Origin of the sequence: Lentzea sp. JNUCC 0626 (assembly GCF_043632865.1) — a bacterium.
Lineage (GTDB): Bacteria > Actinomycetota > Actinomycetes > Mycobacteriales > Pseudonocardiaceae > Lentzea.
Genome location: NZ_CP171635.1, coordinates 8,801,421 through 8,824,726, shown reverse-complemented (window position 1 = coordinate 8,824,726; position 23,306 = coordinate 8,801,421). Strand labels below are relative to the sequence as shown.

The 23,306-nt window shown below is 68.0% G+C and carries 23 protein-coding genes; 5 read left to right on the top strand and 18 right to left on the bottom strand.

Going from position 1 to position 23,306, the window contains the following annotated elements; translation table 11 throughout:
* Positions 1-95: 95 nt before the first annotated feature.
* The 7 genes from JNUCC0626_RS41330 to gatC all read right to left on the bottom strand — a co-directional run bounded on the left by JNUCC0626_RS41330 (position 96) and on the right by gatC (position 10,205).
* Positions 96-2,582 (bottom strand): M14 family zinc carboxypeptidase, encoded by a 2,487-nt coding sequence (locus tag JNUCC0626_RS41330; RefSeq protein WP_394616088.1) that lies wholly within the window; start codon positions 2,580-2,582, stop codon positions 96-98.
* Between the two features lie 942 nt (positions 2,583-3,524).
* Entirely contained in the window at positions 3,525-6,098 is a 2,574-nt protein-coding gene (locus tag JNUCC0626_RS41325) for a CHAT domain-containing protein (protein ID WP_394616087.1), read from the bottom strand.
* 82 nt (positions 6,099-6,180) lie between these two features.
* A complete protein-coding gene (locus tag JNUCC0626_RS41320; RefSeq protein ID WP_394616086.1) occupies positions 6,181-6,384 on the bottom strand; it encodes a hypothetical protein in 204 nt (67 codons plus the stop codon).
* 347 nt (positions 6,385-6,731) lie between these two features.
* On the bottom strand, positions 6,732-8,234 hold the full coding sequence (gatB, locus tag JNUCC0626_RS41315) for an Asp-tRNA(Asn)/Glu-tRNA(Gln) amidotransferase subunit GatB (protein WP_394616085.1): 1,503 nt from the start codon (positions 8,232-8,234) through the stop codon (positions 6,732-6,734).
* Positions 8,231-8,428, bottom strand: coding sequence for a hypothetical protein (locus tag JNUCC0626_RS41310; protein ID WP_245786613.1), 198 nt, complete (start codon positions 8,426-8,428; stop codon positions 8,231-8,233). Before JNUCC0626_RS41310 ends, gatB begins: the two co-directional genes overlap by 4 nt.
* The gene (gatA, locus tag JNUCC0626_RS41305; RefSeq protein ID WP_394616084.1) at positions 8,425-9,909 is read right to left on the bottom strand and encodes an Asp-tRNA(Asn)/Glu-tRNA(Gln) amidotransferase subunit GatA; all 1,485 of its coding nucleotides are present in this window, start codon (positions 9,907-9,909) and stop codon (positions 8,425-8,427) included. The genes JNUCC0626_RS41310 and gatA overlap by 4 nt, the downstream gene beginning before the upstream one ends.
* Entirely contained in the window at positions 9,906-10,205 is a 300-nt protein-coding gene (gene gatC / locus JNUCC0626_RS41300) for an Asp-tRNA(Asn)/Glu-tRNA(Gln) amidotransferase subunit GatC (protein WP_189154510.1), read from the bottom strand. The genes gatA and gatC overlap by 4 nt, the downstream gene beginning before the upstream one ends.
* Before the next feature lie 230 nt (positions 10,206-10,435).
* Between gatC and JNUCC0626_RS41295 the strand changes: the two genes are divergently transcribed.
* A complete protein-coding gene (locus JNUCC0626_RS41295; protein ID WP_394622209.1) occupies positions 10,436-11,089 on the top strand; it encodes an ACT domain-containing protein in 654 nt (217 codons plus the stop codon).
* Positions 11,090-11,101: 12 nt separating this feature from the next.
* Here the strand turns inward: JNUCC0626_RS41295 and JNUCC0626_RS41290 are convergent, their stop codons facing one another.
* Positions 11,102-11,788 carry a 3-keto-5-aminohexanoate cleavage protein gene (locus JNUCC0626_RS41290; RefSeq protein WP_394616083.1) on the bottom strand — a complete coding sequence of 229 codons (687 nt, stop codon included), beginning with the start codon at positions 11,786-11,788 and terminating at the stop codon, positions 11,102-11,104.
* 59 nt (positions 11,789-11,847) lie between these two features.
* On the opposite strand from JNUCC0626_RS41290, the gene JNUCC0626_RS41285 reads away from it, so the two are divergent.
* Positions 11,848-11,970, top strand: coding sequence for a hypothetical protein (locus tag JNUCC0626_RS41285; RefSeq protein ID WP_382443988.1), 123 nt, complete (start codon positions 11,848-11,850; stop codon positions 11,968-11,970).
* Here JNUCC0626_RS41285 and JNUCC0626_RS41280 read toward each other — a convergent pair whose 3' ends face one another.
* Entirely contained in the window at positions 11,971-13,632 is a 1,662-nt protein-coding gene (locus JNUCC0626_RS41280) for a DUF262 domain-containing protein (protein ID WP_394616082.1), read from the bottom strand. It lies immediately after the preceding gene.
* A 107-nt stretch (positions 13,633-13,739) separates the two neighbouring features.
* Here JNUCC0626_RS41280 and JNUCC0626_RS41275 point away from each other — a divergent pair, with 107 nt between their 5' ends.
* Entirely contained in the window at positions 13,740-13,964 is a 225-nt protein-coding gene (locus JNUCC0626_RS41275) for a hypothetical protein (protein ID WP_045315834.1), read from the top strand.
* On the opposite strand, the gene JNUCC0626_RS41270 is transcribed toward JNUCC0626_RS41275, so the two are convergent.
* Positions 13,961-14,398, bottom strand: a complete 438-nt coding sequence (locus JNUCC0626_RS41270; protein ID WP_394616081.1) for a GNAT family N-acetyltransferase — start codon at positions 14,396-14,398, stop codon at positions 13,961-13,963. The two genes, JNUCC0626_RS41275 and JNUCC0626_RS41270, sit on opposite strands and share 4 nt — an antisense overlap.
* A gap of 38 nt (positions 14,399-14,436) precedes the next feature.
* On the opposite strand from JNUCC0626_RS41270, the gene JNUCC0626_RS41265 reads away from it, so the two are divergent.
* The gene (locus JNUCC0626_RS41265) at positions 14,437-14,853 is read left to right on the top strand and encodes an SWIM zinc finger family protein (RefSeq protein ID WP_394616080.1); all 417 of its coding nucleotides are present in this window, start codon (positions 14,437-14,439) and stop codon (positions 14,851-14,853) included.
* On the opposite strand, the gene JNUCC0626_RS41260 is transcribed toward JNUCC0626_RS41265, so the two are convergent.
* The 6 genes from JNUCC0626_RS41260 to JNUCC0626_RS41235 are packed head-to-tail and all read right to left on the bottom strand — an operon-like array spanning position 14,842 to position 19,787.
* Positions 14,842-15,366: a hypothetical protein gene (locus tag JNUCC0626_RS41260; protein WP_394616079.1), complete on the bottom strand. Its 525-nt coding sequence runs from the start codon at positions 15,364-15,366 to the stop codon at positions 14,842-14,844. The genes JNUCC0626_RS41265 and JNUCC0626_RS41260 overlap by 12 nt on opposite strands.
* Before the next feature lie 60 nt (positions 15,367-15,426).
* On the bottom strand, positions 15,427-15,927 hold the full coding sequence (locus tag JNUCC0626_RS41255; RefSeq protein ID WP_394616078.1) for a GNAT family N-acetyltransferase: 501 nt from the start codon (positions 15,925-15,927) through the stop codon (positions 15,427-15,429).
* Positions 15,920-18,028 carry an NAD-dependent DNA ligase LigA gene (ligA, locus tag JNUCC0626_RS41250; protein ID WP_394616077.1) on the bottom strand — a complete coding sequence of 703 codons (2,109 nt, stop codon included), beginning with the start codon at positions 18,026-18,028 and terminating at the stop codon, positions 15,920-15,922. The genes JNUCC0626_RS41255 and ligA overlap by 8 nt, the downstream gene beginning before the upstream one ends.
* Before the next feature lie 33 nt (positions 18,029-18,061).
* Positions 18,062-18,715: a hypothetical protein gene (locus JNUCC0626_RS41245; protein ID WP_394616076.1), complete on the bottom strand. Its 654-nt coding sequence runs from the start codon at positions 18,713-18,715 to the stop codon at positions 18,062-18,064.
* 5 nt (positions 18,716-18,720) lie between these two features.
* Complete coding sequence (locus JNUCC0626_RS41240; protein WP_394616075.1) at positions 18,721-19,278, bottom strand: YdeI/OmpD-associated family protein; 558 nt, start codon at positions 19,276-19,278, stop codon at positions 18,721-18,723.
* Entirely contained in the window at positions 19,275-19,787 is a 513-nt protein-coding gene (locus JNUCC0626_RS41235) for an LppU/SCO3897 family protein (RefSeq protein WP_394616074.1), read from the bottom strand. Before JNUCC0626_RS41235 ends, JNUCC0626_RS41240 begins: the two co-directional genes overlap by 4 nt.
* A 71-nt stretch (positions 19,788-19,858) precedes the next feature.
* On the opposite strand from JNUCC0626_RS41235, the gene JNUCC0626_RS41230 reads away from it, so the two are divergent.
* Entirely contained in the window at positions 19,859-20,338 is a 480-nt protein-coding gene (locus tag JNUCC0626_RS41230; protein WP_394616073.1) for a GNAT family N-acetyltransferase, read from the top strand.
* Here JNUCC0626_RS41230 and JNUCC0626_RS41225 read toward each other — a convergent pair.
* Together JNUCC0626_RS41225 and JNUCC0626_RS41220 are read right to left on the bottom strand one after the other, a co-directional pair.
* On the bottom strand, positions 20,325-21,407 hold the full coding sequence (locus tag JNUCC0626_RS41225; RefSeq protein ID WP_394616072.1) for a hypothetical protein: 1,083 nt from the start codon (positions 21,405-21,407) through the stop codon (positions 20,325-20,327). The two genes, JNUCC0626_RS41230 and JNUCC0626_RS41225, sit on opposite strands and share 14 nt — an antisense overlap.
* A 38-nt stretch (positions 21,408-21,445) precedes the next feature.
* Complete coding sequence (locus tag JNUCC0626_RS41220; RefSeq protein WP_394616071.1) at positions 21,446-23,302, bottom strand: glycoside hydrolase family 9 protein; 1,857 nt, start codon at positions 23,300-23,302, stop codon at positions 21,446-21,448.
* Positions 23,303-23,306: the final 4 nt, after the last annotated feature.

Sequence of the window (23,306 nt, the reverse complement as noted above, 5' to 3'; positions counted from 1 at the left end):
GCAGGTTTAGGTCTGGGCGCCGCTGGGCACCCATGTACGGGGTATGTGCAAGAGGGGCGGGGAAGGCGTCGGGGCCTCCCCGCCCCTCGCTCTGTCTAGCGGGTGCTGCTCCAGAACAGAGCGCGCGCTACCTGCGCGTACAGGCCCTTCGGGTGGTTGCGGAACATCGGTTCCGTGCCGAAGAGGACCACTCGTGCGCCGTTCGTCGCCGTACCGGACACGACTGCGGCTTGTCCTGCTGCTGCGTCCTGACCGCCCGTGCCGTTGTCCCGTGCGTGCCAGTGGCCCGCTGCGATGACCGTGCTGCCATAGCGCTGTTCGACCGTCACGCCCGTGCCGAGGTTCGTGAACCACTGCGGGGAGTAGACGAACGAGTGCGGCAGCGCGTTGGTGCCGACCGGACCGGTGCCGTTGACGACGTTCACCACGCCGTTGGCGTCCTCCCAGCCTGCTACCGACGTCGCCTGCAGGAGCTTGGCGTCGGCGTTGAACCTGCTGCCCGTGGCGCCACGCGTGACGACACCGCCGCGCTTGAGGAAGTCGTCCAGCGCGGCCTTGGCGGTGGCGTTGAGGCCCGTGTAGCTCAGGCCCGACCCCACGTACAGCGCGTCGATGCGGCTCCAGTCGAAGCCCGCGTTGAGCACGGCCGTGGAGATCGTGCGGACGTCGAACCCGGACTCCCGCAGCACCTGCAGTTCGTCAGCCGAGACCGCGGCCGCGATCGTCTTGCGCTGCAAGGGTTCTCCGCCGGGCTTGGCGGTCGTGAAGCGCACGCCGTAGCGGTCGGCGACCTCCTTGGCGGCCGCCCTCTCCTTGCCGGGCACGACGACGGTGCCGTCGTCCTGGCGGCGGAGTTCGAGGCCACGCGCCAGCAGGTCGTTGACCGCGCTGACGTCCTTCTGGTCGGTGAGGCCGAGGGCGAGGTCGGCACCCGGCGCGGCGCTGACGTCCCCGGTCGGCGCGGCGGCCGCGACGGGCTTGCCGTCGAACCGGAACTGGCCGCTCTGGTACACGTCGACCGACGCACCCCAGAGCAGTCGGTGGCTCCAGCCCGAGATGTCGTACATGACCGGCGCCTTGTCGGAGATGTCCGCGCCCTGCTCCAGCATGACGTTCGCGAGGCCGCGCTTGGGCTGGTGCAGGTCCACGACGTACGAGCCGGCCGCGTACTTCTTGCCGTTGAGGGTGAACGCCTTCTCGGCCCGTTCGACCCGCACGTCGTGCCGGACGAGCTGGTCGACGAGGCGCGCGGTGGCCGCGGCCGACCGGTCGTTCGTGATCACGTAGGCGCGCGGGAACTCCGTGGTGAACCGGTCCTCCGGCCCGAAGCCGGGCACGAAGCCGTCCGGGATGTACCGCTGCTTCTCGCCGTTGGCGCCCCGGCGGAACATCTCCGTCTGGTTCGCGATGAGGCTCTTCCGGTTGTCGTCCACGTAGTCGAGCGTGGTCTTGATGGTGGCCTCGACGACGTCCGTGTTGATCTTCGACCGACGCTGCAGTTCCGCGGCCGGAAGGTTGTCGTAGTCGACCCGGTTGACGCGCATCGGGATCTCGATCGTGTACGACACGGCCCCGTGGTACATCGAGTACTGCGCGGTGTAGATGGGCGCCCAGCCGTCCCACTCGCCGACGGGGTAGTCGCGGAACGGGATCTCCGGCTTCGCGGCCTCGGGGTGGCCGAGCGCCTGCACGGCCTTCTCCATCTGCAGGCCGTTTTCGTAGCCGTGCTTGATGTACAGGTCGAAGTCGTAGTTCTGGCCGTGCGGGGGCGTGGTGGGCTCGATGAGCGTGTTCGCCACGTACCCGTGCTGGTCCAACATCATCAACGGCTGCGTGCGTTCGACGATGTCCTGCATGGCCCGGTTCTCGGGCTGCGAACTCGTGACGAAGTCGCGGTTGAGGTCGAACCCGGCGTTGTTGGCGCGCGTGCCGGCGACCCGGCCGTCCGGGTTGGCCGTGAGGTTGAAGTAGATCCTGCTGCGCTGCAACAGGTTCTTCGTCTCTTTGTCGTTGCTCGTGGCGAGGTGCTCGATGACGCGCAACGCGCCGTCCGTGCCCTCCCACTCGTCACCGTGGATGTTGTTGTTGATCCAGATCGGCGCCTTGTAGAGGGGATGCGGAACGGTCCGCCCCTCCTCGATGTTGGCCCGGAACCGCTCCTGGATCCTCGTCTCGGCCGCACTCTCCGGCGCCGTGAGCGTGACGAGGTACAGGTCGCGCCCGAGCGTCGACTGCCCGACGACCTCGACGGACACCCTGTTGCTCTTCTGCTGCAACGCGTTCAGCTTCGGGGCTAGTGCGTGGTACGGCTGGAGGCCGAGCTTGATCGACTTGTCGGCGGCGTTCTCGGGATAGGTCCGGAGCGTCGTCCGACGTGGATAACCCTGGTGTCGGTCGGCCTTGTTCTCCCCCTGCGCCAGTGCCTGGGTGCGCAGGAAAGCGCTGTCCAACGTGGCGACTTCGTTGCGCTCGGGCCCGTTGCCAGGCTCTCGGTCTGGACTGGACGGTTGCGCCGACCCGGTGGCGGGCGCCGCCACCACCGCGGCGGCCGCCAGGATCACGGCGAGCAGAGTTCTGCGCATACGGACTTTTCTCGCACAACGGCCCGCGCATCGACTAGAGCCGATAGGCGGGCCGTTGCATCCCCTCGGTCAAGACCTGTGTCTCCGAGAGTGACACAGACTCTCGACTCCGGGCGAGAAAAGTTCACCAAGCACGCGCACACTCTGCGTGCTTCCCACCGCTGACCAGGGCGTTCATTTCACCGAACGCCCTGAACCACTCGTTCGGCCTAGCTCCAGCGGGCGGACTACTTCGGGTTCTGGCCGCAGCACTGAACAACCACAGCGGCGTCGCTCTCCTGCGCACCGGCAGGACCCACGGCGATGCCCAGCATCGCAACGGCAGCCGCCGCCGTCACCAAAAATGCACGAAACATCAGATCTACCCCCAGGCAGTCATAGCTCGGAATTCACAGAATTGCAGACGCGACCCACTACTTCGGAGTCTGGCCGCAGCACTGAACAACCACAGCGGTGTCACTCTCCTGCGCACCGGCAGGACCCACCGCAATGCCCAACATCGCAACAGCAGCCGCCGCCGTCACCAAAAACGCACGAAACATCAGATCTACCCCCAGGTAACCGTAGTTCGAACTTGCGGATGTGACCCCACTACATCGGAGTCTGGCCACAGCACTCGACAACCACTGCGGTGTCGCTGACCTGGGCACCGGCAGGCCCCACGGCGATACCCAGGATCGCGACAGCGGCCGCAGCGGTCACCAAAAGCGCACGAATCATCGGATCTACCCCCAGATAGTCGCAATTCGGAACTTCATTATTGCAACGCCGAAGACTTGAGCAATAAGCCGAACGGACCAATGCGACTTTCGAACTCAGCGGTGTTTAACTGTTCCCTCGGTTAGCGTGCCCACAGCGCAAACAAAGGTTTTCAAAGAAATGACCAACAGCACTCGTCCCGAACAAATCGCCGGTCCTCGACGTGAAATGCGGGTCGCTCCTCTAGCCAGACCCGAGACAGAGGAACGGCCGCCGGAACGGGTCCTTGGCCATCGCCTCGGCCAACGCCACGGCCGGCGCGGCCCCGGCCACCAACGCCCGGTGGTAGTCGGCCATCGCCGCCGCACTGGCCTCGTCCCCGACCTTGCTGGCCGCCGCCACCACGGTCCGCGTCCCCCCGGCCAGCATGGCGCCGGCGAACCCGAGCGCCTCGTCGCCGGGCCGAATCCGGTTCAGGGCCAGCGAACAGGCTGCCAGCACGACGTGAGCGGGCGGCGTCTTCAACCGTCCCAACTCGTGCGCGAACAACGGCCCGTCGTCCAACTCGAGGCGCGAGAACAACGCGTTCTCGTTCTCGTGCTCCCCATGAGCCGCAACGTGCACAAGATCCGCGCCGTCCAGATGCGCCAACACCTCAGCCGCGGTCGCGCTCTCCCCGGACAACACCGTCGCCCGCCGATGATGAGCCGCCAGCCGATCCAGCTCCCCGTCCGCGAACTGCAGACTGGGCCCGCGCACCAGCAACACCTTGTCGGTCTTCGGCTTGTCCGACTGGGCCGCCGCCAACCAGGCCGTGGCACTGGGCGCCGTCACCACGGGCCGCCCGTGCAAGCTCGGGATCACGCCCCAAGGCACCGCGTACAACGTGCCCGTGGGCACCACGACCAACTCGCGCTCACCGATGAGGTGGATCAACGGCTTGATCAGCATGGCGTCCAACGCGTCCGCCTGCTTGCGCGCCGAAGCCCCGATGACCTGCACCAACGGCTGCGGCAGATGATCAGGCGCCAACGCGTTGAGGTCGATGTTGAGCTTCCGGGCGTTCTCCAGCGCTTCCTTGGCGGCGCCGAGCCGAACCATCCGAACCCGACCGCCCGCCACGACGACGGCTGCCATCCCTCCGTCCGAAACCACGAAGCTGAGCATCGCCCGCTCGCCCAACTCCGCGATCACCTCGCTGAGCCCGGCCACCGGCCGCGGCCGCCCCCATCGCTGCGCGTTCCAGCCGAGCCGGTTGGCTTCCCTCTGAGCCTTGGCCAGCTTGGTCCGCAACTCCCCGGTCGGCCTGCCGTCCAGGCCTGCACGCATCAACTCACGCCCGAGCCCGCGGACCTCCACGATTCGGTCGGCCAACTCCGGGTTCTCGACGTGTTCCAGCGGCTCGTAGCGGTACGTCTGGGCCCGCGTGCGCTCCAACCACACGAACAGCTGCCGAGCATCGTTGCTCTGCTGGACGAGCCGGATCGCCAGCTCTCCCAGCTCCCGGCTGTGCACAGCGGTGGCGGACACCAGTTCCAGGCCACCGAGTCGATCACGAACGTGACCCAGCTCTTCCAGCCCCTTGCGGGCGTGCAGCAGGGCGGCTGCGCGATTCCCCTTGGCGAGCGCCAACTCCGCGAGCACCAGCCTGCGCTGCATGCGGTGGTCGATCGGCGTCACAGCCCGCGGACTGGGCAGCTGGCGCAACAGCTCCTCGGCTTCCGCCAGCCTGCCGCGGCGGACTTCAAGCCGTGCCGCGAGCAGCTTCGCCAAGCGAGCCTCATCCACGAGGTGGTTCGCGGCGAGGTCGTCGAACAACTTCAGTGCCTTGAGCACCAACGCGGGTGTGACGCGCTTCGTCTGCATGGCGTGAGCCCAGAGCTCGATCAGAGCGGCCATCATCCACCAGGTGCTGCCGCGCTTCTCCAGCTTGCGCTGGGACCGCTTCGCCATCCGGCGGGCGAGATCGAACTGCTCCTCCAGCAACGCGGCTGAGGCCCTGAACATCTCGACTTCAGCGAGCCCCTGCTTGAGCTTCTCGCGCCGCATCACGGGCATCGCCTCGTCGAGCTGCACACCGGCCTCGTCGAACAAGCCGATCATGAGCAATGCCTCGGCCTGGTCGAGCTGCACTCCGGAGAGCAGGGAGAGCGACTCCTGCTTGCGGAAGATGTGCTCGGCCTCTTCGTAGTGCCGCAACGCTTCCGCGACGTCACCGCTCTGCTTGTACGCGTTGCCGAGCGCGTAGATCGCGTACGGGTAGAGGTCGGCCAGGTCGTACTCGCGAGCGAGCGAACGGGCGCGTTCAAGGTCCGCGATCGCGGGCTCCCGCTTGCGGACCGCCGCGTTCGCGAAGGCCCTCGCGATCAACGACGACGCGAGGCGCCACACGAGATCCGAACCGACCTGCTCCGGCGCGGAGTTCATCTCGTGCTCGACGAACGAGATCATCGGCCCGAACCACGGAATGGCCTGCTCGGGTTGTCCGAGCCGCATCACGATGCCGCCCTGGCTGTGGTCGATGCAGCCGTGGAGCAGTGCGCGCAGTTTCGCGTCCGCGAGCAGATCGGCCTCACGGCGGGCCGCGTCGAAGGTGGCGACCGCGACGTTCAGCCCGCTCGTCTCGCCGAGGCTGCGCCCGAGGTTGTAAAGGATGCGCACCCGCAGCTCTGTCCGTTCCGGACTGTCGGGTGCGCGATCAGCGTGCTCCAGAGCACGGTTGAAGAGCCGGATCGCGGCTGGAGCCCGGTAGTTCTCCTGCTCGCGGAAACCGCTCATGTACAACTCGCGCGCTCTGTTCAGGGCACGAGCGGGCATGTGATCATCACACCACATGCGACCAAACGGCGCTGTCCGCCAACCAGGCGCAGGCCTGATCGACGGACACCGCAGAGCGTGACTAGCCGACCACTTCTTCCTTGGCCAGGTTGTCCGGGTGCTTCGGGCAGTCGGCCTTGTGCTCGAACGAGCCGACCAACGGCTGACCGGGCGGCATCCCACAGCACTGGGTCTCCAGCGGCGGGTCTTCCGGCTGCGGAGTCTTCTCCTTGCGGTCGTCGTCTCCGTCCAACATGTCCTTGAACTTGTCGACGATGTTTGACAACAAACCTTCGTGCTGGCCACTCATGAGGTTTCCCCCCTCGTTTGGACTATTACTTCTCATCCCCCCAGATGAGTTGCAGGGAGAGACTCGCACACACGGCTACACACAGACGTCTCATTTAGCTAACGTCCACTCGTACAGTCTAAGATCACCAGCGCTCACCTGCACTAACAGGTGACCCTTTGTGATTTTTATGGCGAATGTGTATCTGGACGCGGCCCGCGTGCACGAACCCTCACCCGGCTGCCATTCCCACGGGTGCCGAACCTGGCTTGAAGGTTCCAGAGACGCCGAAAGGGGCGTACCGGGACTTTCCCCGGTACGCCCCTTTCGGCGTTCTGCGACCTTTAGGAACAGCGAGCGAGCACGATCTCGCGCACGCGGGCCGCGTCCGCCTGGCCCTTGGTGGCCTTCATGACCGCACCGACGATGGCGCCGGCCGCCTGCACCTTGCCGTCGCGGATCTTCTGCGCGACGTCCGGCTGCGCGGCGAGGGCCTCGTCCACGGCCTTCTCCAGCGCCGAGTCGTCCGAGACGACCTTGAGGCCGCGCTTCTCCACGACCTCGTCCGGCGAGCCTTCGCCTTCGAGGATGCCGTTGACGGCCTCGCGGGCGAGCTTGTTGGTCAGGGCGCCGGAGTTCACCAGCTCGATGACCCGCGCGACCTCGGCCGGCGTGATGGACAGGCCGGTGAGCTCGACGCCGCGGGTGTTGGCCTGCTGCGCGAGGTACGAGACCCACCACGAGCGGGCCTCGTCCGGCTTGGCGCCGGCCACAACCGTTGCCTCGATGAGGTCCAAGGCACCGGCGTTGACGAGGTCGCGGAGGACCTCGTCGGTGAGGTTCCAGTCCTTCTGGATGCGCGCGCGGCGTTCCCAGGGGAGCTCGGGCAGGGTGCCGCGCAGTTCCTCGACCCACTCGCGCGACGGCGCGATCGGGACCAGGTCGGGCTCCGGGAAGTAGCGGTAGTCCTCCGCCGTTTCCTTCTTGCGGCCCGGGGAGGTGGAGCCCGAGGACTCGTCGAAGTGACGCGTCTCCTGGGTCACGAGTCCGCCCGAGGAGAGCACGGCGGCCTGGCGCGTCATCTCGAAGCGGACGGCGCGTTCGACGCTGCGCAGCGAGTTGACGTTCTTCGTCTCGGTGCGGGTGCCGAGGGCGCCGGTGGTCTTCGGCGACAGCGAGACGTTGGCGTCGCAACGCAGCGAGCCCTGGTCCATGCGGACGTCGGACACGTCGAGCGCCTTCAAGAGGTCGCGCAACGCCGTGACGTACGCACGCGCGACTTCAGGCGCACGCTCCTTCGTGCCCGGGATCATCTTCGTGACGATCTCGATCAGCGGCACGCCGGCGCGGTTGTAGTCGAGCAACGAGTGCTCGGCGCCGTGGATTCGACCGGTGGCACCGCCGACGTGCAGCGACTTGCCGGTGTCCTCCTCCATGTGCGCGCGCTCGATCTCGACGCGGATGACCTCGCCGTCGTCCAGCGTCACGTCGAGCCAGCCGTTGAACGCGATCGGCTCGTCGTACTGCGACGTCTGGAAGTTCTTCGGCATGTCCGGGTAGAAGTAGTTCTTCCGCGCGAACCGGCACCACTCGGCGATCTCGCAGTTCAGCGCGAGGCCGATGCGGATCGCGGACTCGATCGCCTTGGCGTTCACCACCGGCAGCGCGCCCGGCAGGCCGAGGCACGTCGGGCAGGTGTGCGTGTTCGGCTCGCCGCCGAACTCGTTGGCGCAGCCGCAGAACATCTTCGTGTTGGTGTGCAGCTCGACGTGCACTTCCAGGCCCAGGACGGGGTCGTACTTCTCGATGACCTCGTCGTAGTCCATCAACTCAACCAGGGAGGTCATGCCAAGTCGTCCTTCCGCAGAGCACGAACGGCCAGCGCCGCGCCGGTGAGCGCCACCGCGATGCTGGCGATCGCGTTCGCCAGTGCCAGCTTGTCGTTCTTCGCACGGGCGTTGCGGAAGCCGGAGAACGCTCCCGCGGCGCCCGCGACGGCACCGGCGAGACCGAGGATTCCGCGTGCCTTCTTGATGTTCACAGCGACGGACCTCCGAACGAGCCGCGCGCGGCCTCGTAGGCGGCGGCCACCCGGTACATGCGGTGGTCCTGCAGGGCCGGGGCCATGATCTGCAGACCGACCGGCATGCCGTCCTCATCGGACAGACCGCTCGGCACACTCATGGCCGGGGTGCCCGCGAGGTTCGCGGGAATGGTGCAGAGGTCGGCCTTGTACATGGCCATCGGGTCGTTCGCGCGCTCGCCGATCTTGAACGCCGTGGTCGGCGTGGTCGGGGAGATGAGCACGTCGAACTTCTCGAACGCCTTCGCGAAGTCCTGCGTGATGAGCGTGCGGACCTTCTGGGCCGAGCCGTAGTACGCGTCGTAGTAACCGGACGACAGCGCGTACGTGCCGATCATGATGCGGCGCTTGACCTCCGGGCCGAAACCGGCCTCGCGGGTCAGCGACATGACCTCCTCGGTGCTGCGCGTGCCGTCGTCGCCGACGCGCAGGCCGTAGCGCATGGCGTCGAACCGGGCGAGGTTCGACGAGCACTCGCTCGGCGCGATGAGGTAGTACGCGGGCAGCGCGTAGTCGAAGCTCGGGCACGACACGTCGGCGATCTCCGCGCCGAGCTCCTTGAGCTGCGACACGGCGGCCTCGAAGCTGCGCGCCACACCCTGCTGGTAGCCCTCACCGCTGAACTGCGTGACGACACCGATGCGCAGGCCGGACAGGTCGCCGCTCAGACCCTCGCGGGCAGCGGCGACGACCGGCGGCACGGGCGCGTTGATGGACGTGGAGTCCATCTGGTCGTAGCCCGCGATGACCTCGTGCAGCAGCGCGGCGTCGAGCACCGTGCGCGCACACGGACCGGCCTGGTCCAACGACGACGAGAACGCAACGAGGCCGTAACGCGACACACCGCCGTAGGTCGGCTTCACGCCGACGGTGCCGGTGACCGCGCCGGGCTGGCGGATCGAGCCACCGGTGTCGGTGCCGATCGCGAGCGGGGCCTGCAGGGCGGCCAGAGCGGCGGACGAGCCACCGCCGGAGCCACCGGGGATGCGGTCGAGGTCCCACGGGTTGTGCGTGGGACCGTACGCCGAGTTCTCGGTGGACGAACCCATGGCGAACTCGTCCATGTTCGTCTTGCCGAGGATGACGACGCCGGCGTCCTTGAGCTTGCGCGTGACCGTCGCGTCGTACGGCGGCAGCCAGCCTTCGAGGATCTTGGAACCGACCGTCGTGGGCACGCCCTCGGTCGTCATGACGTCCTTGAGCGCCAACGGCACACCGGCGAGCGGGGAGACCTGCTCGCCTGCCTTGACGGCCTCGTCGACGCGACGGGCCTGCGCGAGCGCGCCCTCGGTGTCGACGTGCAGGAAGGCGTGGACCTTCCCGTCGGTCTCGGCGATGCGGTCCAGGTGGGCCTGCGTGACCTCGACCGAGGAGACCTCACCGCTGTGGATCTTCGCGGCCAGGTCGGCCGCGGTGGCGTGGATCAGCTCGTTGGTCATGCTTCCTCACCCAGGATGCGGGGCACGCGGAACCGGCCGTCCTCGGCCTCAGGAGCGCCGGAGAGCGCCTGCTGCTGACCGAGGCTCGGACGGACCACGTCCTCGCGGAAGACGTTGGTCAGCGGAACGGCGTGCGACGTCGGCGGGATGTCGGCCGTGGCGATGTCGCCAACGGAAGCCACCGACTGGAGGATCACGTCGAGCTGGCCGGCGAACAAGTCGAGCTCGTCCTCGGACACAGCCAGCCTGGCGAGCTTCGCCAGGTGCGCGACCTCGTCGCGGGAGATGCTGGGCACTCCTGTCAACCCCCGTAGGGTCGGGATTCGAATCGGGAACCCCGTGAGTCTATGGGCTGGTCAGGCGCGCCTTCGAACGGGTTACCGCCTCTGTGGTTGAGCGGCACGTCAACTTAACCGGTTCGCAACGCGGACAGCAGGTCATGCGTTGACGATGCGTCTGCGAGAATCACCGACCGGCAACGGCGCGAGACGCGGGGTCTCGCGCACGAGCTATGGAGGCGTTCACCTTGTCGTTCCTGATCCGGGTCCAGCTCCCGGACCGTCCCGGCACCCTCGGCGCGGTCGCAACGGCATTGGGCGAGATCGGGGCCGACATACTCAGCGTCGACGTCGTGGAACGCGGTTCCGGCCTCGCCATCGACGACCTCGTGGTGGAGCTCCCCTCCGGCCGCCTGCCGGACACGCTGATCACCGCGGCCGAGTCGATCGAGGGCGTCGAGGTCGACGCGGTGCGCCCCTACGCGGGCATCCTCGACACGCATCGCGAGCTGGAACTGGTGGAGGAGATCGCCGAGGAGCCCAAGAAGGGCCTGGAGATCTTCACCGAGGGCGTCCCGAAGATCATCCGCGCGGGGTGGGCCATCGTGGTGGGCCCGAACGGCACCGGCATCAACCGCCTGACCGCGTCGTCGGCCGCCCCGGAGACCCGCATGGCCGACGTGCCGTGGTTCCCGCTGGAGCGCGCGACCGTGCTCGACGGCGAGGAGGAGTGGGTGCCGGAGACCTGGCGCGAGCTGGGCACCGAACTCGCCGCCACGCCGCTCGGCAAGCCGGACCGCGTGCTCGTCGTCGGACGCCCCGGCGGCCCGATGTTCCGCGCGGCCGAGGTGGCCCGCCTGGCACACCTGGCGGGCATCGTCGCGGTGGTCCTGCCTGACTAGGGCTGTGCGGTACTAGCTCGGGGCCCTGCTCCGCTGACGTTTGCGGGCCAGGGCGACGAGTTCGGCGTTGTTGCGCGCCTGGCGTCCGTCCGGCAGGCGCAGCGTGTCCTCCAGACCCATGCGCACGTGGTGTTCGAGCAACGCGGCGTAGTCGAGGACCTGCCACGCGTCGGCGTCCGTGCCGTGCAGCAGGATCGGCAGGCCGAGCGGTTCCACCTGGCGCAGCAGGCTTTCCGCTCGATCACGCGTCGCCACGACGGTGATGCGGCCGACGCCCTGCGGCAGGTCCGTGAGCGGGACCTGCGCGTCCACGACCAGGTCGACCTTGACGTTGACCTGGTCCAGGGACCGCACGAGATCACGCCAGCGCGGGTCCCGGACGTGCACGCTCGCGATGTCCGGCCTGCCGGTGGCGAGAGGTGCCCAGCTCGCGATCAACGTGCCGCGGTTGCCGCCGGGAACGTGGGTGGACACGCTGATCTCGATGCCCGGCACGGCGGCGCGGACCGTCGCGATCGTCGTGGCCACCTCGGGCCCGACGAGGGTCGGCAGGCCGATGACGTCCCTCGGGTGGATGTGCACGGACGTGACGCCGAGCGCGGCGACGTCGGCCGCGTCCTCGGCGAGGCGCTCGGGTGTGAGCGGCAGGGCCGGGTGCTCCTCGGCTGTGCGGGAGCCGTTCAGACAGGCTTGCAGCACACCTCATACGGTCCCACACAATCTCGGCGCGGGGTTGCTCCAAGGGTTACGTTGAACGCATGCGACTGGCCCTGGTGATGGCTCAGGACGACGCTCTGGCGATGGGCGATCTGGCGCTCGGCGTGGCCGGGCTGATCGCGATCGCCGCGGTGATCGTGGTGGCGGTCAAGCGGAAACGCTGATCACAGGTCCCACGTTTCGGAGAGGATGCGCACCAGTTCCTTCTGCCGCGTCTCCAGCACCGCGGGAGTCCACTCCGGCTGCGCGATCACCTGACTGGTCAGCGCGAACGCGGAAACGTCCTTGCCGCTCAGGAAGTACTTGCTCTTCTTGCTCACGAAGTCCCGGTTGCTGACCTCGGCGTTCTTCCACCTGTTGAGCAGCACGAGGTTCGCGAGCCGATGGGTCCAGGTGGCACGTTCCTCCGAAGAGAAGTCACTCAACCACGCCGAGTCCGCCTTCGGGCTCTGCGGCAGGACGTGCTCCACCGTGATCACGGGGAACTTGTAGATGACGCCGGGATCCCCCGCCAGCATCTCGTCGAGCCTGAGCAGCACGTACCGACGCGTCTTCTGGACCAGGTAGAGCTGGCCGTCGAGCTGACTCACCGTGCCGGCGCGCTCGTCGGCGTCCAGGACGAATGCCGGGGAGTCGAGCCCGAACCCGGCGGAGAGCTCCCGCAGCAGGTTGGAGTACCGCATGACGCGCGGCGTTGTGTACACGCGGCGGATGAACATGCTGGCGGCGAGCCGTTCCAGCTTGGCGAGGAAGCGGTCGAGCCAGACCGGGTCGTGACCGTGATGGCGGACCGCCCACAACGCGGGTGGCAGCCAGTCCCTGTTGTCGACCTGTGCGAGCCGCCGGAACCATGAGTTGACCTGCTCGGCTTTGACCGAGGACTCGTACCCGAAGTCGCGGATCTTCTCGTAAGCCTCCGCGTACGGCACCAGCACGTCGTCGACGAACGCGGCCTCTCGTCCCGGCAGGTACCGGCTCAGGACCTGCCTCGGGAACTCGGTCATGAGGTCCTGCTTGGCGCGTTCCTGGGCGAAGATCATCCTGATGTACAGGAACAGGTCGGCGAAGTCGCTCCGCCCGAGCCTCACTTCGGCCTCGTCCCACTTCGCGGCGTACTCGTCGTCGAGCTCTCCGATGACCTTCGACTTGAAGATGTCGGCCGGCGAGAGGTCGAGCCCCCGCGCATTCATCACGCTGAAGATCCTGTGCGCGCTGTCCAGGTTCGGCGTGCTGACCACCACGAGGAAGGTCTGCGCGCTGATCATCCTCACCAGCCGGTGCCTCGCCTCCTCACCCAACCGGACAAGAGCGGACCGCAGCACCCTGGCGTTGTCGCGAACCGCCTTCTGCGCGTCGGTCTCCAGAGCCGTGTCATCGAGTGCGATCAACTTCTCGATGTGGCCGGGTTCCTGGACGTAGGTGCGGAAGAAGACCTGATCACGCTTCCTGAGCGCGAGCCTCGGCTTCGGCTTGAGTCCGAGCAGGTCGTCGCCCTCCTCGACGATCATCTTGCGCAGCGAGGTGCGGATGCCGTCGTGCGTGGTGAGGTCGCGGACGATCGACAGGAGGATCGTGAGCGTCGTGAGCCGCTGCTGACCGTCGATCACCTCGGAATCAGCTTTGCCGTCGGCCTTGACGAGCACCATCGACCCGAGGAAGTACGGCTCGTCGCTGTCTCCCGCCTCGGCCTCGACCAGGTCTTCGAGCAACTGCTGGGCTTGCTCGACCTCCCACGCGTAGGGCCGCTGGTAGTCGGGGATCCGGAAGTCGTAGTCGCTGCCGAACACCTTGTGCAGGGGCACCTCGTGGGCTTCGAGCTTGTGCATGACCGCCTCATCGAGTGGGTGGCTGCCACCGTTACGTCCTGCGGGATCTGCCGGGTGACCCCAGAATCTGCCGTGATCGCCCCACTTCTGCCGGAGGTATGAAGATCATGGCCGTCACCGTGAACCTCGACATGCTCCTCGACAAGGCGTACGAGAACCTGCCGCTCACCGAGATCCTGGACGCGCCCGTGGACGCGCTGCAGGGCGTGAGTCCCGGTGACGCCGAGAAGCTCAAGGCCGCGTTCAACATCAAGACGGTGCGGGACCTGGGCACCAACAAGTACTTCCGGGCCGCCGTGACGTTGCTGGACCTGGAGTCGACGGCTCGTTAGAGCTGCCGGCGGTAGGTGATGAACGGCGTTCGTTCCGCCAACTGGTCGTAGAGGCTCTGCGCGGTCTTGTTGCGTTCGTTGGTGTGCCAGTAGACGCGGCAGCAGCCTTGTTCTTCCGCCCAGGTCGCCACTGCCCCGATGAGCGCGCTGCCGACTCCTCGGCCGCGCGCTTCGGGGGCCGTGAAGAGGTCTTGCAGGTAGCAGACGTCTGCTGTGGTGGTGCTGGGGTGTTTGAGGAAGTGGACGATGCCGACCACCTGGCCGGTGTCGTCGCGGGCGCACAGGGCGTGGATGGTCTTGTCCTCTTGGAACGCCTGCCACTTCTCGTCGTAGGTCTGGGGCGGCAGGGTGCGTTCGTAGAAGGTGTTGTAGCCCTCGAAGAGCTCTTGCCAGGCCGGTCGGTCCGCGGGTTGTAGTGGGCCGATCGCGATCATGTTGATCCTTTCTGCGGTCACCCGGTTGGATGACCCCCGTGTCGACGACCCTCACCACCGAGCTGCTGTTGCACCGCGCGGGTACCAAGTCGTACTGGCGCGGGCTCACGTACCGGGAGGCCGTGCTGTCCCTGCGGGTGCACAGCCGGCACGTCGCGGCCCGGGTTCGGGGTGGTGACGAGGACGCGTACGTGGTGGAGCTGTCGTGGTCGGGGGCTCAGCTGGTCGGATCGTGCAGTTGCCCGCACGGGTCCGAGGGGTTCTTCTGCAAGCACTGCGTGGCGGTCGGGCTGGTGTTGCTGGAGCGGGGCGAGACGGTGCCGCCGCCGGACGCCGAGGACGTGGAGCTCAAGGACGTGCTGAGAGCCCTGCCGCCCGAGGTGTTGCGGGACCTGCTGTACGAGCAGGCCGCGGGTGACCTCAAGTTGCGGGCGCGGATCATCTCATCGTTCTGAGCCGTGACCGCAGAACTGCGTCTCCGGCGGGACCTTGCAGACGGCGCCCGGCGCACGGGTCGAGGCCGCGAGCAGCCAGCCGTCGGCCGACGGGCTGAAGATCAGCACGTGTGCCATGCCGTAGCTGGAGTAGTTGAACGTCGGCGACTTCTCGAAGTACAGGTCCGTCACCTCGTACAGGTGCATGACGACGCTGCCGTCGTGGTCCACGTGCGTGCGCCGCGGCGTTGTCGTGACGCGCGCACGTGAGTAGCCGCCGGTCGGGAAGGCCCGGCGCCGCTCGCGCCCCCGTTCCAGCTTCGCCTCGTCGACCCGCAGCTGCGCCGCGAACGTCTCGGTCGTGGGCACGCCGAAGCCCGGCTGCCACGCGAGGTTGGTGACCTTGTCCGCCCTCCGTTCGAAGTAGCGCTGCGCCAGCTGTTCGATCCCGCGCAGGTCGGTTGTGGCGAGCTGCCTCGGTGCGGCCGAGGAAGCCAGCACGAGCAGGACGACGAGCAGGACCACCGGTCTCATTCGCGAACCCCCATCCGCGGCGCTTGTCCGACAGGACGCACGGCCGCGAACCGGGGTTGCTCAGAGCGGCAGCACGTACGCGTACGCCCGCAGGTCGATGCCCGGCAACGGGGACCAGTCGCGGTCCGGTAATCGGGTGAAGCCCATCCGCTCGTACAACCGGTGCGCCGCCAGCATCTTCTCCGACGACGACAGCACGACGTGGGTCGCGCCGGCCGCGCGCGCCCTGTCGATCACCGCGCGCACCAGGGCCTCGCCCACGCCACGGCCTCGCGCCGCCGCGGAGACCGACAGCATGCGGAACTCCACCTCGCCGGGCCGGGAGATCTCCGCGTACGGCGTACCGGGGTGCACGACCGTCACCGAGCCCAGCACCGCGCCGCCCTCGTCCTGCGCGACGAGCAGCTCGGCGTCGCGGAACCGGGCCGCCGAGTCGGCCAGCAGCGTCGCGTAGTCGTCGTGGTCGCCCACGTAACCGTCCGCGCGGTACGCCTCGACCGTCACGGAGCCGATCGCGGGCAGATCGGCCTCCGCGGCCGGGCGAATGATCAGATCAGCCATCAGCACCTTCTTCCACCGGAAGGGCCACCTCTCGCGCCGCGTCCGGGCCCTGCTCCAGCAGGACGCGGAAGCCCGCTTCGTCGAGCACGGGCACCTTCAGCGAGACGGCCTTGTCGTACTTGGATCCTGGTGAGTCGCCGACCACGACGAAAGCGGTTTTCTTCGACACCGAGCCCGCCGCCTTGCCGCCGCGGGCGAGGATCGACTCCTTCGCCGAGTCGCGCGAGTACTCCGTCAGCGAGCCGGTGACCACGATGGACAGGCCTTCGAGGTTGCGCACGATCGACTCGTCGCGCTCGTCCTCCATCCGCACGCCCGCGGCCCGCCAGCGTTCGACGACGCCCTGACGCCACTCGGTCTCACGCCACTCCACGACCGCCGTCGCGATGGTCTGCCCGACGCCCTCGGCACCCGCGAGCGCCTCCTCGGGAGCCTCGATGATCGCGTCCATCGAGCCGAACTCCTGCGCCAGCGCACGGGCCGCCGTCGGGCCCACGTGCCGGATCGACAGCGCGACCAGCACCCTCCACAGAGGACGCTGCTTCGCCTCCGCCAGGTTGTCGATCAGCTTCAACGCATTCGCGGACAGCTCGCCCTTGATCGTCACGAAGCGTTCGACCTGCCGCAACGCATCCGCGTCGAGGTCGAACAGGTCGGCCTCGTTGGTGTAGATGGTGGACGAGGTGATCGCCGCGGCGGCCTCGTAGCCGAGCACCTCGATGTCGAGCGCGGCCCGGGAAGCCAGGTACGCCAGGCGTTCGCGCAGCTGACCAGGGCAGCGTTCGGCGTTGGGGCAACGGATGTCGACGTCGCCCTCCTTCATGGGCCGCAGCACGGAGTTGCACTCCGGGCACCGCGTCGGCATCTCGAACTCGCGCGCGTCGGCCGGGCGGGCCGCCAGCACCGGGCCGAGCACCTCGGGGATCACGTCGCCCGCCTTGCGGATGACGATGCGATCGCCGATCAGCACGCCCTTGCGCTTCACCTCGGACCCGTTGTGCAGCGTGGCCCGCGCGACCGTCGACCCGGCCACCTTCACCGGTTCCATCACGGCGAACGGCGTCACCCTGCCCGTGCGGCCCACCTGGACCTGGATGTCGAGGAGCGTCGTCGTGGCCTCCTCCGGCGGGTACTTGTACGCGATGGCCCACCTCGGGGCCCGCGACGTCGTGCCCAGCCGCCGTTGCAGCGACACCTCGTCGACCTTGATCACCAGGCCGTCGATCTCGTGGACGGCGTCGTGCCGGTGCTCGCCCCAGTACTCGACCTTCTTGCGCACGTCCGCCGGGTCCGTGAGCACCTCGGTGTGCGGCGACGTCGGCAGACCCCACGCCTTCAGCGCCTGGTACGCGAGAGACTGGCTGGCGACCTGGAAGCCCTCGGTCTTGCCGATGCCGTGGCAGATCATCCGCAGCTTGCGCGACGCGGTGACCTTGGGATCCTTCTGCCGCAACGACCCCGCGGCCGTGTTGCGCGGGTTCGCGAACGGCGGCTTGCCCTGCTCGACCAGGGAGGCGTTGAGCGCCAGGAAGTCCTCCACCGCGAAGAAGACCTCGCCGCGCACCTCCACCAGGTCCGGCACCGGGTGCTCGGCCGAGCTTTCGAGCACCACGGGGACGTCCTTGATGGTGCGGACGTTCAGCGTCACGTCCTCACCGGTGCGGCCGTCGCCACGGGTCAGAGCGCGCGTGAGCTTGCCCTTCTCGTACAGCAGGTTGATCGCGAGGCCGTCGATCTTCAACTCGCACAGGAAGTGCGTGCCCTCGCCGATCTCCTTCTGCACGCGCTCGAACCACGCCGTCAGCTCGTCCTGCGCGAAGACGTTGTCGAGGCTGAGCATGCGCTCCAGGTGGTCGACCGCCTTGAACTCGGTCGAGAACGTGCCGCCGACGAGCTGCGTCGGCGACTCGGGCGTCGCGAGGCCGGGATGCTCGGCTTCCATCGCCTCGAGCCGCTTCAGCAGCGCGTCGAACTCACCATCGGTGACGATCGGGTCGTCCAGCACGTAGTAGCGGAACTGGTGCGAACGCACCTCTTCCGCGAGCACGGCGTGCTGCTCGCGCACCTCTGCGGGGACGTCTTCCAGGCTCTCGCTGCTCACGTCCCACAGCTTAGTGAGCAGGTCTGACAGTTCTCAGAGCTCGGCTTTCCCGGCGAGTTCCCGCACCAGGGTCCGCAGCTCCACGAGGCTGATCGTGCCCTGCGGCTCCAGCTCGGCGGTCTCCACGCGCCGCAGCCGTTCCCCCGCCAGCCGCTCGCCCAGAGTGACGTCCAGGGGCAGGAACGTCATCGTCTGCCGCTGCTGGTCGGTGAGGCCCGCGAGCGCCGGGTGGTAGACCGCGACGTCCACGACGTCACCGTCCACCTGGGCCACGACGCGGTAGTCGCCGAGCCGCATCCGCGTCTGGCCGAGGTTGATGATCACCTCGGTCGGGTCCGGCACCGGCGGCACGGAGTCGTGGAACTCCCAGACCATGTCCGACGGCGGCGCGGCGTTGATCCACGCGTCGGTGTACGGGCGCAGCCGCGGGTCCTCCTGACCGGTGATCACCAGCGCGTACATCGCCAGGTGGCCCTGTTCGAGGGAGAACGCCAGGTCGGGGTGCAGGCCGCGGACGAGGTCGTCGAGCTCCTCCTCGACGCGGTGCGGTTCGCCGTCGCCGAGCGCCGCGCTGACCACCGGCACCAGCTCGAACCACCGCTCCCAGAACCGTCGCGCGGCTTCCTCGGCGTTCGGCAGGTGAGCGGGGACGACGTCTTCGGCTTTGCGGCGGCGGAACCACTTCATGATTCCTAAGGGTAGAGCTTTCGCCCCTCGGCCAGCATTTCAACGAACTGAGTGATGCGTTTCTGCCGTGTCTCCGGCCTCTTCGCGTCGTGGATGCGCAGCAGCACGGCGTACCTGTTCTGACTGTTCAGCCCTTTGAACGCCTCTGCGGCCTCGGGGTTGGCTTCGAGAGCCGCCGTGAGGTCGTCCGGCACCTCGATGGTCGCCGGTCCGGCATAGGCCGCGTCCCAGCGTCCGTCCGCTTTGGCGCGTTCGATCTCTTTGAGGCCTGCGGGCAGCATCTTGCCTTGTGCGATCAGCTCTTCGACCTTGCCGCAGTTGCGCTTGGACCACTTGCTGCGCGCCTTACGCGGCGTCCAGCGTTGCGAGTAGTAGGACTCGTCCACGGACCGTACGAGCCCATCGATCCACCCATGGCACAACGCGACGTCCAACGCCTCGTCGTAGGTGATCGTTCGCACGCCAGAACCCTTCTTGGCGTACTTGAGCCACAGCTCGGTCTCGTTCGCGCCGTTCTCGTGCAGCCAGGCGTCGAACTCGGCCGGACCCTCGAAGACGATCAACGCACCCTCCTCAGGCAGAGCGTCATCTCCTCATAGGGAACACCGAGTTCGGTCTCTTCGGGGCAACTTTCTGCCGCGAGGTCGACGACCTGCACGTTCGCCCGCGGCGCCGCACAGTCGAACTTGGACACCACGGACCGTTGCAGATCATCGGTGTCCAGCTCGAAGCAGTCGCCCTTGGTCGCGTTGGGCACCAGGCACAACGCGGCGTTGTGCCTGGTGTCGCGCAGGATCTTGTAGTCACCGCGCGGGCACCTGCCGTTGGTGTCGGCGAGGACCGTGCCGACCTTGAGCGCCGCCTTGGGGCCCTGGCAGTCGACGACGGTGAGGCCCAGGTCGTTCTCGCCGGGGCCGTCGAACTTCACGCAACTGCCCTTCTCGGCCTTCGAGTAGTCGGTGAGGAACGCCTGGGTGGCCGGTTTGGCTTCCGGTTCGTCTTCGCTTGTTGCCCACCACACGACGAGATAAGCCACCACGGCAAGTACGCACACCATTACGGTCTGTCTCACGACCACGGTGCGGATTATGGAGTGGGAAATCGGGTGGCGCACGGCGACGTGTTTGGCCACAGTGCGGGGTCATGCTGATCCGGCGGGAGACACCCGCAGACATCGACGCCATCCGCACCGTCACGAACCTGGCGTTCTCCGACGGCCCCGAGGCACCGCTGATCGACTGGCTGCGCGAGGACGAGGGCTGGATCCCGGAGTTGTCGCTGGTGGCGGACGGAGTGCTGGGCCACGTCGTGTGCACGCGCGGGTACGTGGGCGACCAGCCGGCGCTGGGTCTGGGGCCGATCGCGGTGCACCCGGAGCACCAGCGCGACGGGATCGGGTCGGCGCTGATGCACGCGGTGCTCGGCGCGGCGGAGGCCCGCGGCGAACGCGCCGTCATCCTGTTGGGGGATCCCGGGTACTACTCGCGGTTCGGGTTCCGGCTGGCTTCGGACTTCGGCATCACGCCGCCGGACCCGTCGTGGAAGGAGCACTTCCAGGCGCGGCTGTTCGGGGACGTGGAGCCCGGCGAGTTCCGGTACGCGGAGCCGTTCACCCGGCTTTGACGACCTTGCCCTCGGCGGTGCGGGCGTAGAAGGTGCCGTCGGGCTGGGCGGAGACCGTGTCGATGAAACGGTCTTCCCCCAACGGTTCCCAGGTGGCACCGAGGCGCTGGGGGCGTCCGTCCTTCAGGGCGTAGACGCCCACCGTCCCGTCTGGACGGACCACGGCGTCGGGTGAGCCTTCGAGGCCGGTCGCGATCTCCCGCCAGGCGCCGGCGGCGGTCGCCATCAGCTTGTCACCGGAACGGACGTAGAGACCCACGGACCCGTCGGCGTGCACGACGGCCGACGGCTTGCCGGTCGCGAAACCGGGCGGGCTCTGCGGCCAGGCGGGTTCCGACAACCTGGCCACGCTTCCGTCGACCAGCACGGCGAACAGCTCGACCGTCCCATCAGGACGCAGCACCGCCTCCGGATCCCCCGCGACGCCCGAGGCCACCACCCGCGAAGTCCCGCCCGTCACCGCGCGAACCTCGCCCCGAGCCGTCCGCGCGTAGACCGTGCCGCCCGCCACCGAGGGCCGTCCCACGAAGTCCTGCGACGTGGTCAACCGCAGCCCGTCGACCCACACGTCGCCGTCCTGAACGACGTGGACCACTCCGCCGACCACCTCGGGCCCGCCCTGCCAGGCCTGCCGCAGCATCATCAACGCGCGAGGTTCGGCCTGGTCGTAGCGCTCAGGACAGCAGGACCGCTGCACCGCGTCCGCCAGCAGGCCGGGCGAGAGGTGAGCACGGTCCATCCGCACCGCGAGCTCGAAGAACCGGCCGGCCGCGTAGGTGACGTTCATGATCTGGTCCGGCGTGCCCCACCCCATCGAGGGCCGCTGCTGGAACACCCCCAGCGAGTCCGCGTCGCCGCACGCCAGGTTGTTCATGTGCGACTCCACCCACCCGGCCTCGAACCCGGCGAGCATCACCTTGTCGCTCACCCGCAGGGAAAGACCGACGGCGTGCACGACGCGGATCACTTCCGCGTCGTGCACGCCGGGTACGCGGCAGAGCACGTTCAACGGCAGGGCGTGCGCCGTACCGGACATGAGCAGCACCAGAACCAGCGCGAGCCTGAGCACAAGTCCGAATTGGACACCCAGGCCCGCGCCGGCGCCACTCAGGAGTGGGCGATCAGCGAGAAGCCGAGCACGCCGGTGGCCGTGAAGTCGATGGCCGGTTCGGAGCTCGGCCACGAGCGCAGGTCGTCGGCGAACACGGACTTCGCGGAGTCGAACTCCAGCGTGTAGGGCTTGGTGCAGTTCACCGAACCGGGCGGCATCTCACCGAGGCCACCGAACAGCGACGCGTCGTTCGGGCCGTTGATGACGGCGCCGACCAGCACCTTCTTGCCACCGTTCGGGGAACCCGACAGGTTGGCGGCCTGGTGGTGCGGGCACTCCGGGAACTTCTCGCCGACGCCGACGATCAGCGACGTGCCCCACGCGTTGGTGCCGAGGGCGAAGCCGCGCTGCTGCGTGCCGAAGGTCTGGTACTCCTTCGAGCCGGTCAGCTTCTGGTACAGCGCCGCCGTCGTGATGTAGCCGAACGTGCGCGAGCCGACGTCCCAGGTCTCGACGTTGGCCGCGGTGCGGAACGGGGACGTGGCCGCCGCGTCCGCGCCCTTCTTCAGCTGGCGCTGGATGTCGCCGACGACCTGCTTCTCGGTCACCTCGGCGCCCCGGATGCCCTTCTTCAGCAACGGTGCGAGGTCAGCGTGCCCGAGCGCGGAGATGTTGTAGACGTTCAGGGTGTCGGGGTCCTGGGTGGCCAGGAACTCCTTGGCCCAGTGCGTGGCGGCGCGAGCGAACTGGTCGTACCGCTTGTCGTGCAACGCCTTCGCGGCCAGCGCGAGCTGGGTCGCGCCGAACTCCATGTCGTCGGTCCACGACTCCTCGGGGTAGTACGCGTGCGGGAACGCCGTCACGAGCTCGCCGACGTTCTCGGTCTTGGCCAGCGCGAACAGCTGCGCCGCCTTGTCCAGGTACGACTTCGCCAGTCGCGGGTTCTTGCGCGCCTCGATCTGCGCGGCCAGCGCGAACGAGCCCGACACGCGGCCGACCAGGTTCGGGCTGATCTTCTCGCCGGCGACGTTCGCGCGGAACACCGGGCGGTGCTTGATGTAGTACTCGCTGTCGCCCGGCTTGACGTTCAGCTTGTCGTCGGCCTCGGGCAGGCGCCACACGTCGTGGTCGCCGACGAAGCCGAACTCCTCGGAGCCGGTGCCGATGCCGACCTGCGCGTACAGCGTGCCGGTCTTCTCGTCCCACGCCTTGTCGAGCCACTTGAGGCCGAACTTCGCCTCGTTGTAGAGCGCGTCGTCGTGCTTGTTGCGCAACGCCAGCAGCATCGACGCGGTCGAGTACGACGAGGCGTGCGTGAACTTCACGAAGTCACCGGCGTCGAACCAGCCGCCCTCGAGGTCGACCTTCGCACCGGTCGGCTTGAGCGGCGCGGCGATCTGGTCGCCGCCCTCGCCCGCGAACACCGGCGCCTCGTAGACCAGCGCCTCGCGGTCGGTGAGGTGCGCGGGCTTGCGGTTGAGGCGGCCCGGGATGACGTCGGCGCCGTCGCGCTGCGCCTGGAAGAACTCGACGGTGTTGTGCGCGACCGGCGAGAACAGCTTCTTCAGCGAGTCGACCTGGAACTCCACCGACGTCGCGGACCCGACCTTGATCCGGTACTTGCCGGACTTCTTCAACGAGGAGAAGTCGATCGGGTGGACCGAGGTGAACTTGTCGCTCCACGACCCCGTCGAGGCACCGGTCCTGCCGGTCAGCACGGTCCGGCCGCGGCTGTCCACAACGGAGAACTTGGTGTTCGCGGCGCCACCGAGCACGTAGGCGTGCTTCTGCTCGGAGTTGCCGAACCCGACCTGGTCGAGCCGGATGTGCCCGGCCGCTGTCTCGGCCTGGGCCGGCGTGGTGATCACGCCGGCGAGCACCGCGGCCACGAGGGCCGCACGTCTGATGCGCATGAGA

Coding starts and splice junctions, on each gene's coding strand:
- JNUCC0626_RS41275 (WP_045315834.1), top strand. CDS start 13,740: ATGGCCGTCACCGTGAACCTCGACATGCTCCTCGACAAGGCGTACGAG.
- JNUCC0626_RS41245 (WP_394616076.1), bottom strand. CDS start 18,715: ATGAAGTGGTTCCGCCGCCGCAAAGCCGAAGACGTCGTCCCCGCTCAC.
- JNUCC0626_RS41280 (WP_394616082.1), bottom strand. CDS start 13,632: ATGCACAAGCTCGAAGCCCACGAGGTGCCCCTGCACAAGGTGTTCGGC.
- gatA (WP_394616084.1), bottom strand. CDS start 9,909: ATGACCAACGAGCTGATCCACGCCACCGCGGCCGACCTGGCCGCGAAG.
- JNUCC0626_RS41220 (WP_394616071.1), bottom strand. CDS start 23,302: ATGCGCATCAGACGTGCGGCCCTCGTGGCCGCGGTGCTCGCCGGCGTG.
- JNUCC0626_RS41270 (WP_394616081.1), bottom strand. CDS start 14,398: ATGATCGCGATCGGCCCACTACAACCCGCGGACCGACCGGCCTGGCAA.
- gatB (WP_394616085.1), bottom strand. CDS start 8,234: ATGACCTCCCTGGTTGAGTTGATGGACTACGACGAGGTCATCGAGAAG.
- JNUCC0626_RS41330 (WP_394616088.1), bottom strand. CDS start 2,582: ATGCGCAGAACTCTGCTCGCCGTGATCCTGGCGGCCGCCGCGGTGGTG.
- JNUCC0626_RS41255 (WP_394616078.1), bottom strand. CDS start 15,927: ATGGCTGATCTGATCATTCGCCCGGCCGCGGAGGCCGATCTGCCCGCG.
- JNUCC0626_RS41260 (WP_394616079.1), bottom strand. CDS start 15,366: ATGAGACCGGTGGTCCTGCTCGTCGTCCTGCTCGTGCTGGCTTCCTCG.
- JNUCC0626_RS41230 (WP_394616073.1), top strand. CDS start 19,859: ATGCTGATCCGGCGGGAGACACCCGCAGACATCGACGCCATCCGCACC.
- JNUCC0626_RS41325 (WP_394616087.1), bottom strand. CDS start 6,098: ATGCCCGCTCGTGCCCTGAACAGAGCGCGCGAGTTGTACATGAGCGGT.
- JNUCC0626_RS41285 (WP_382443988.1), top strand. CDS start 11,848: ATGCGACTGGCCCTGGTGATGGCTCAGGACGACGCTCTGGCGATGGGC.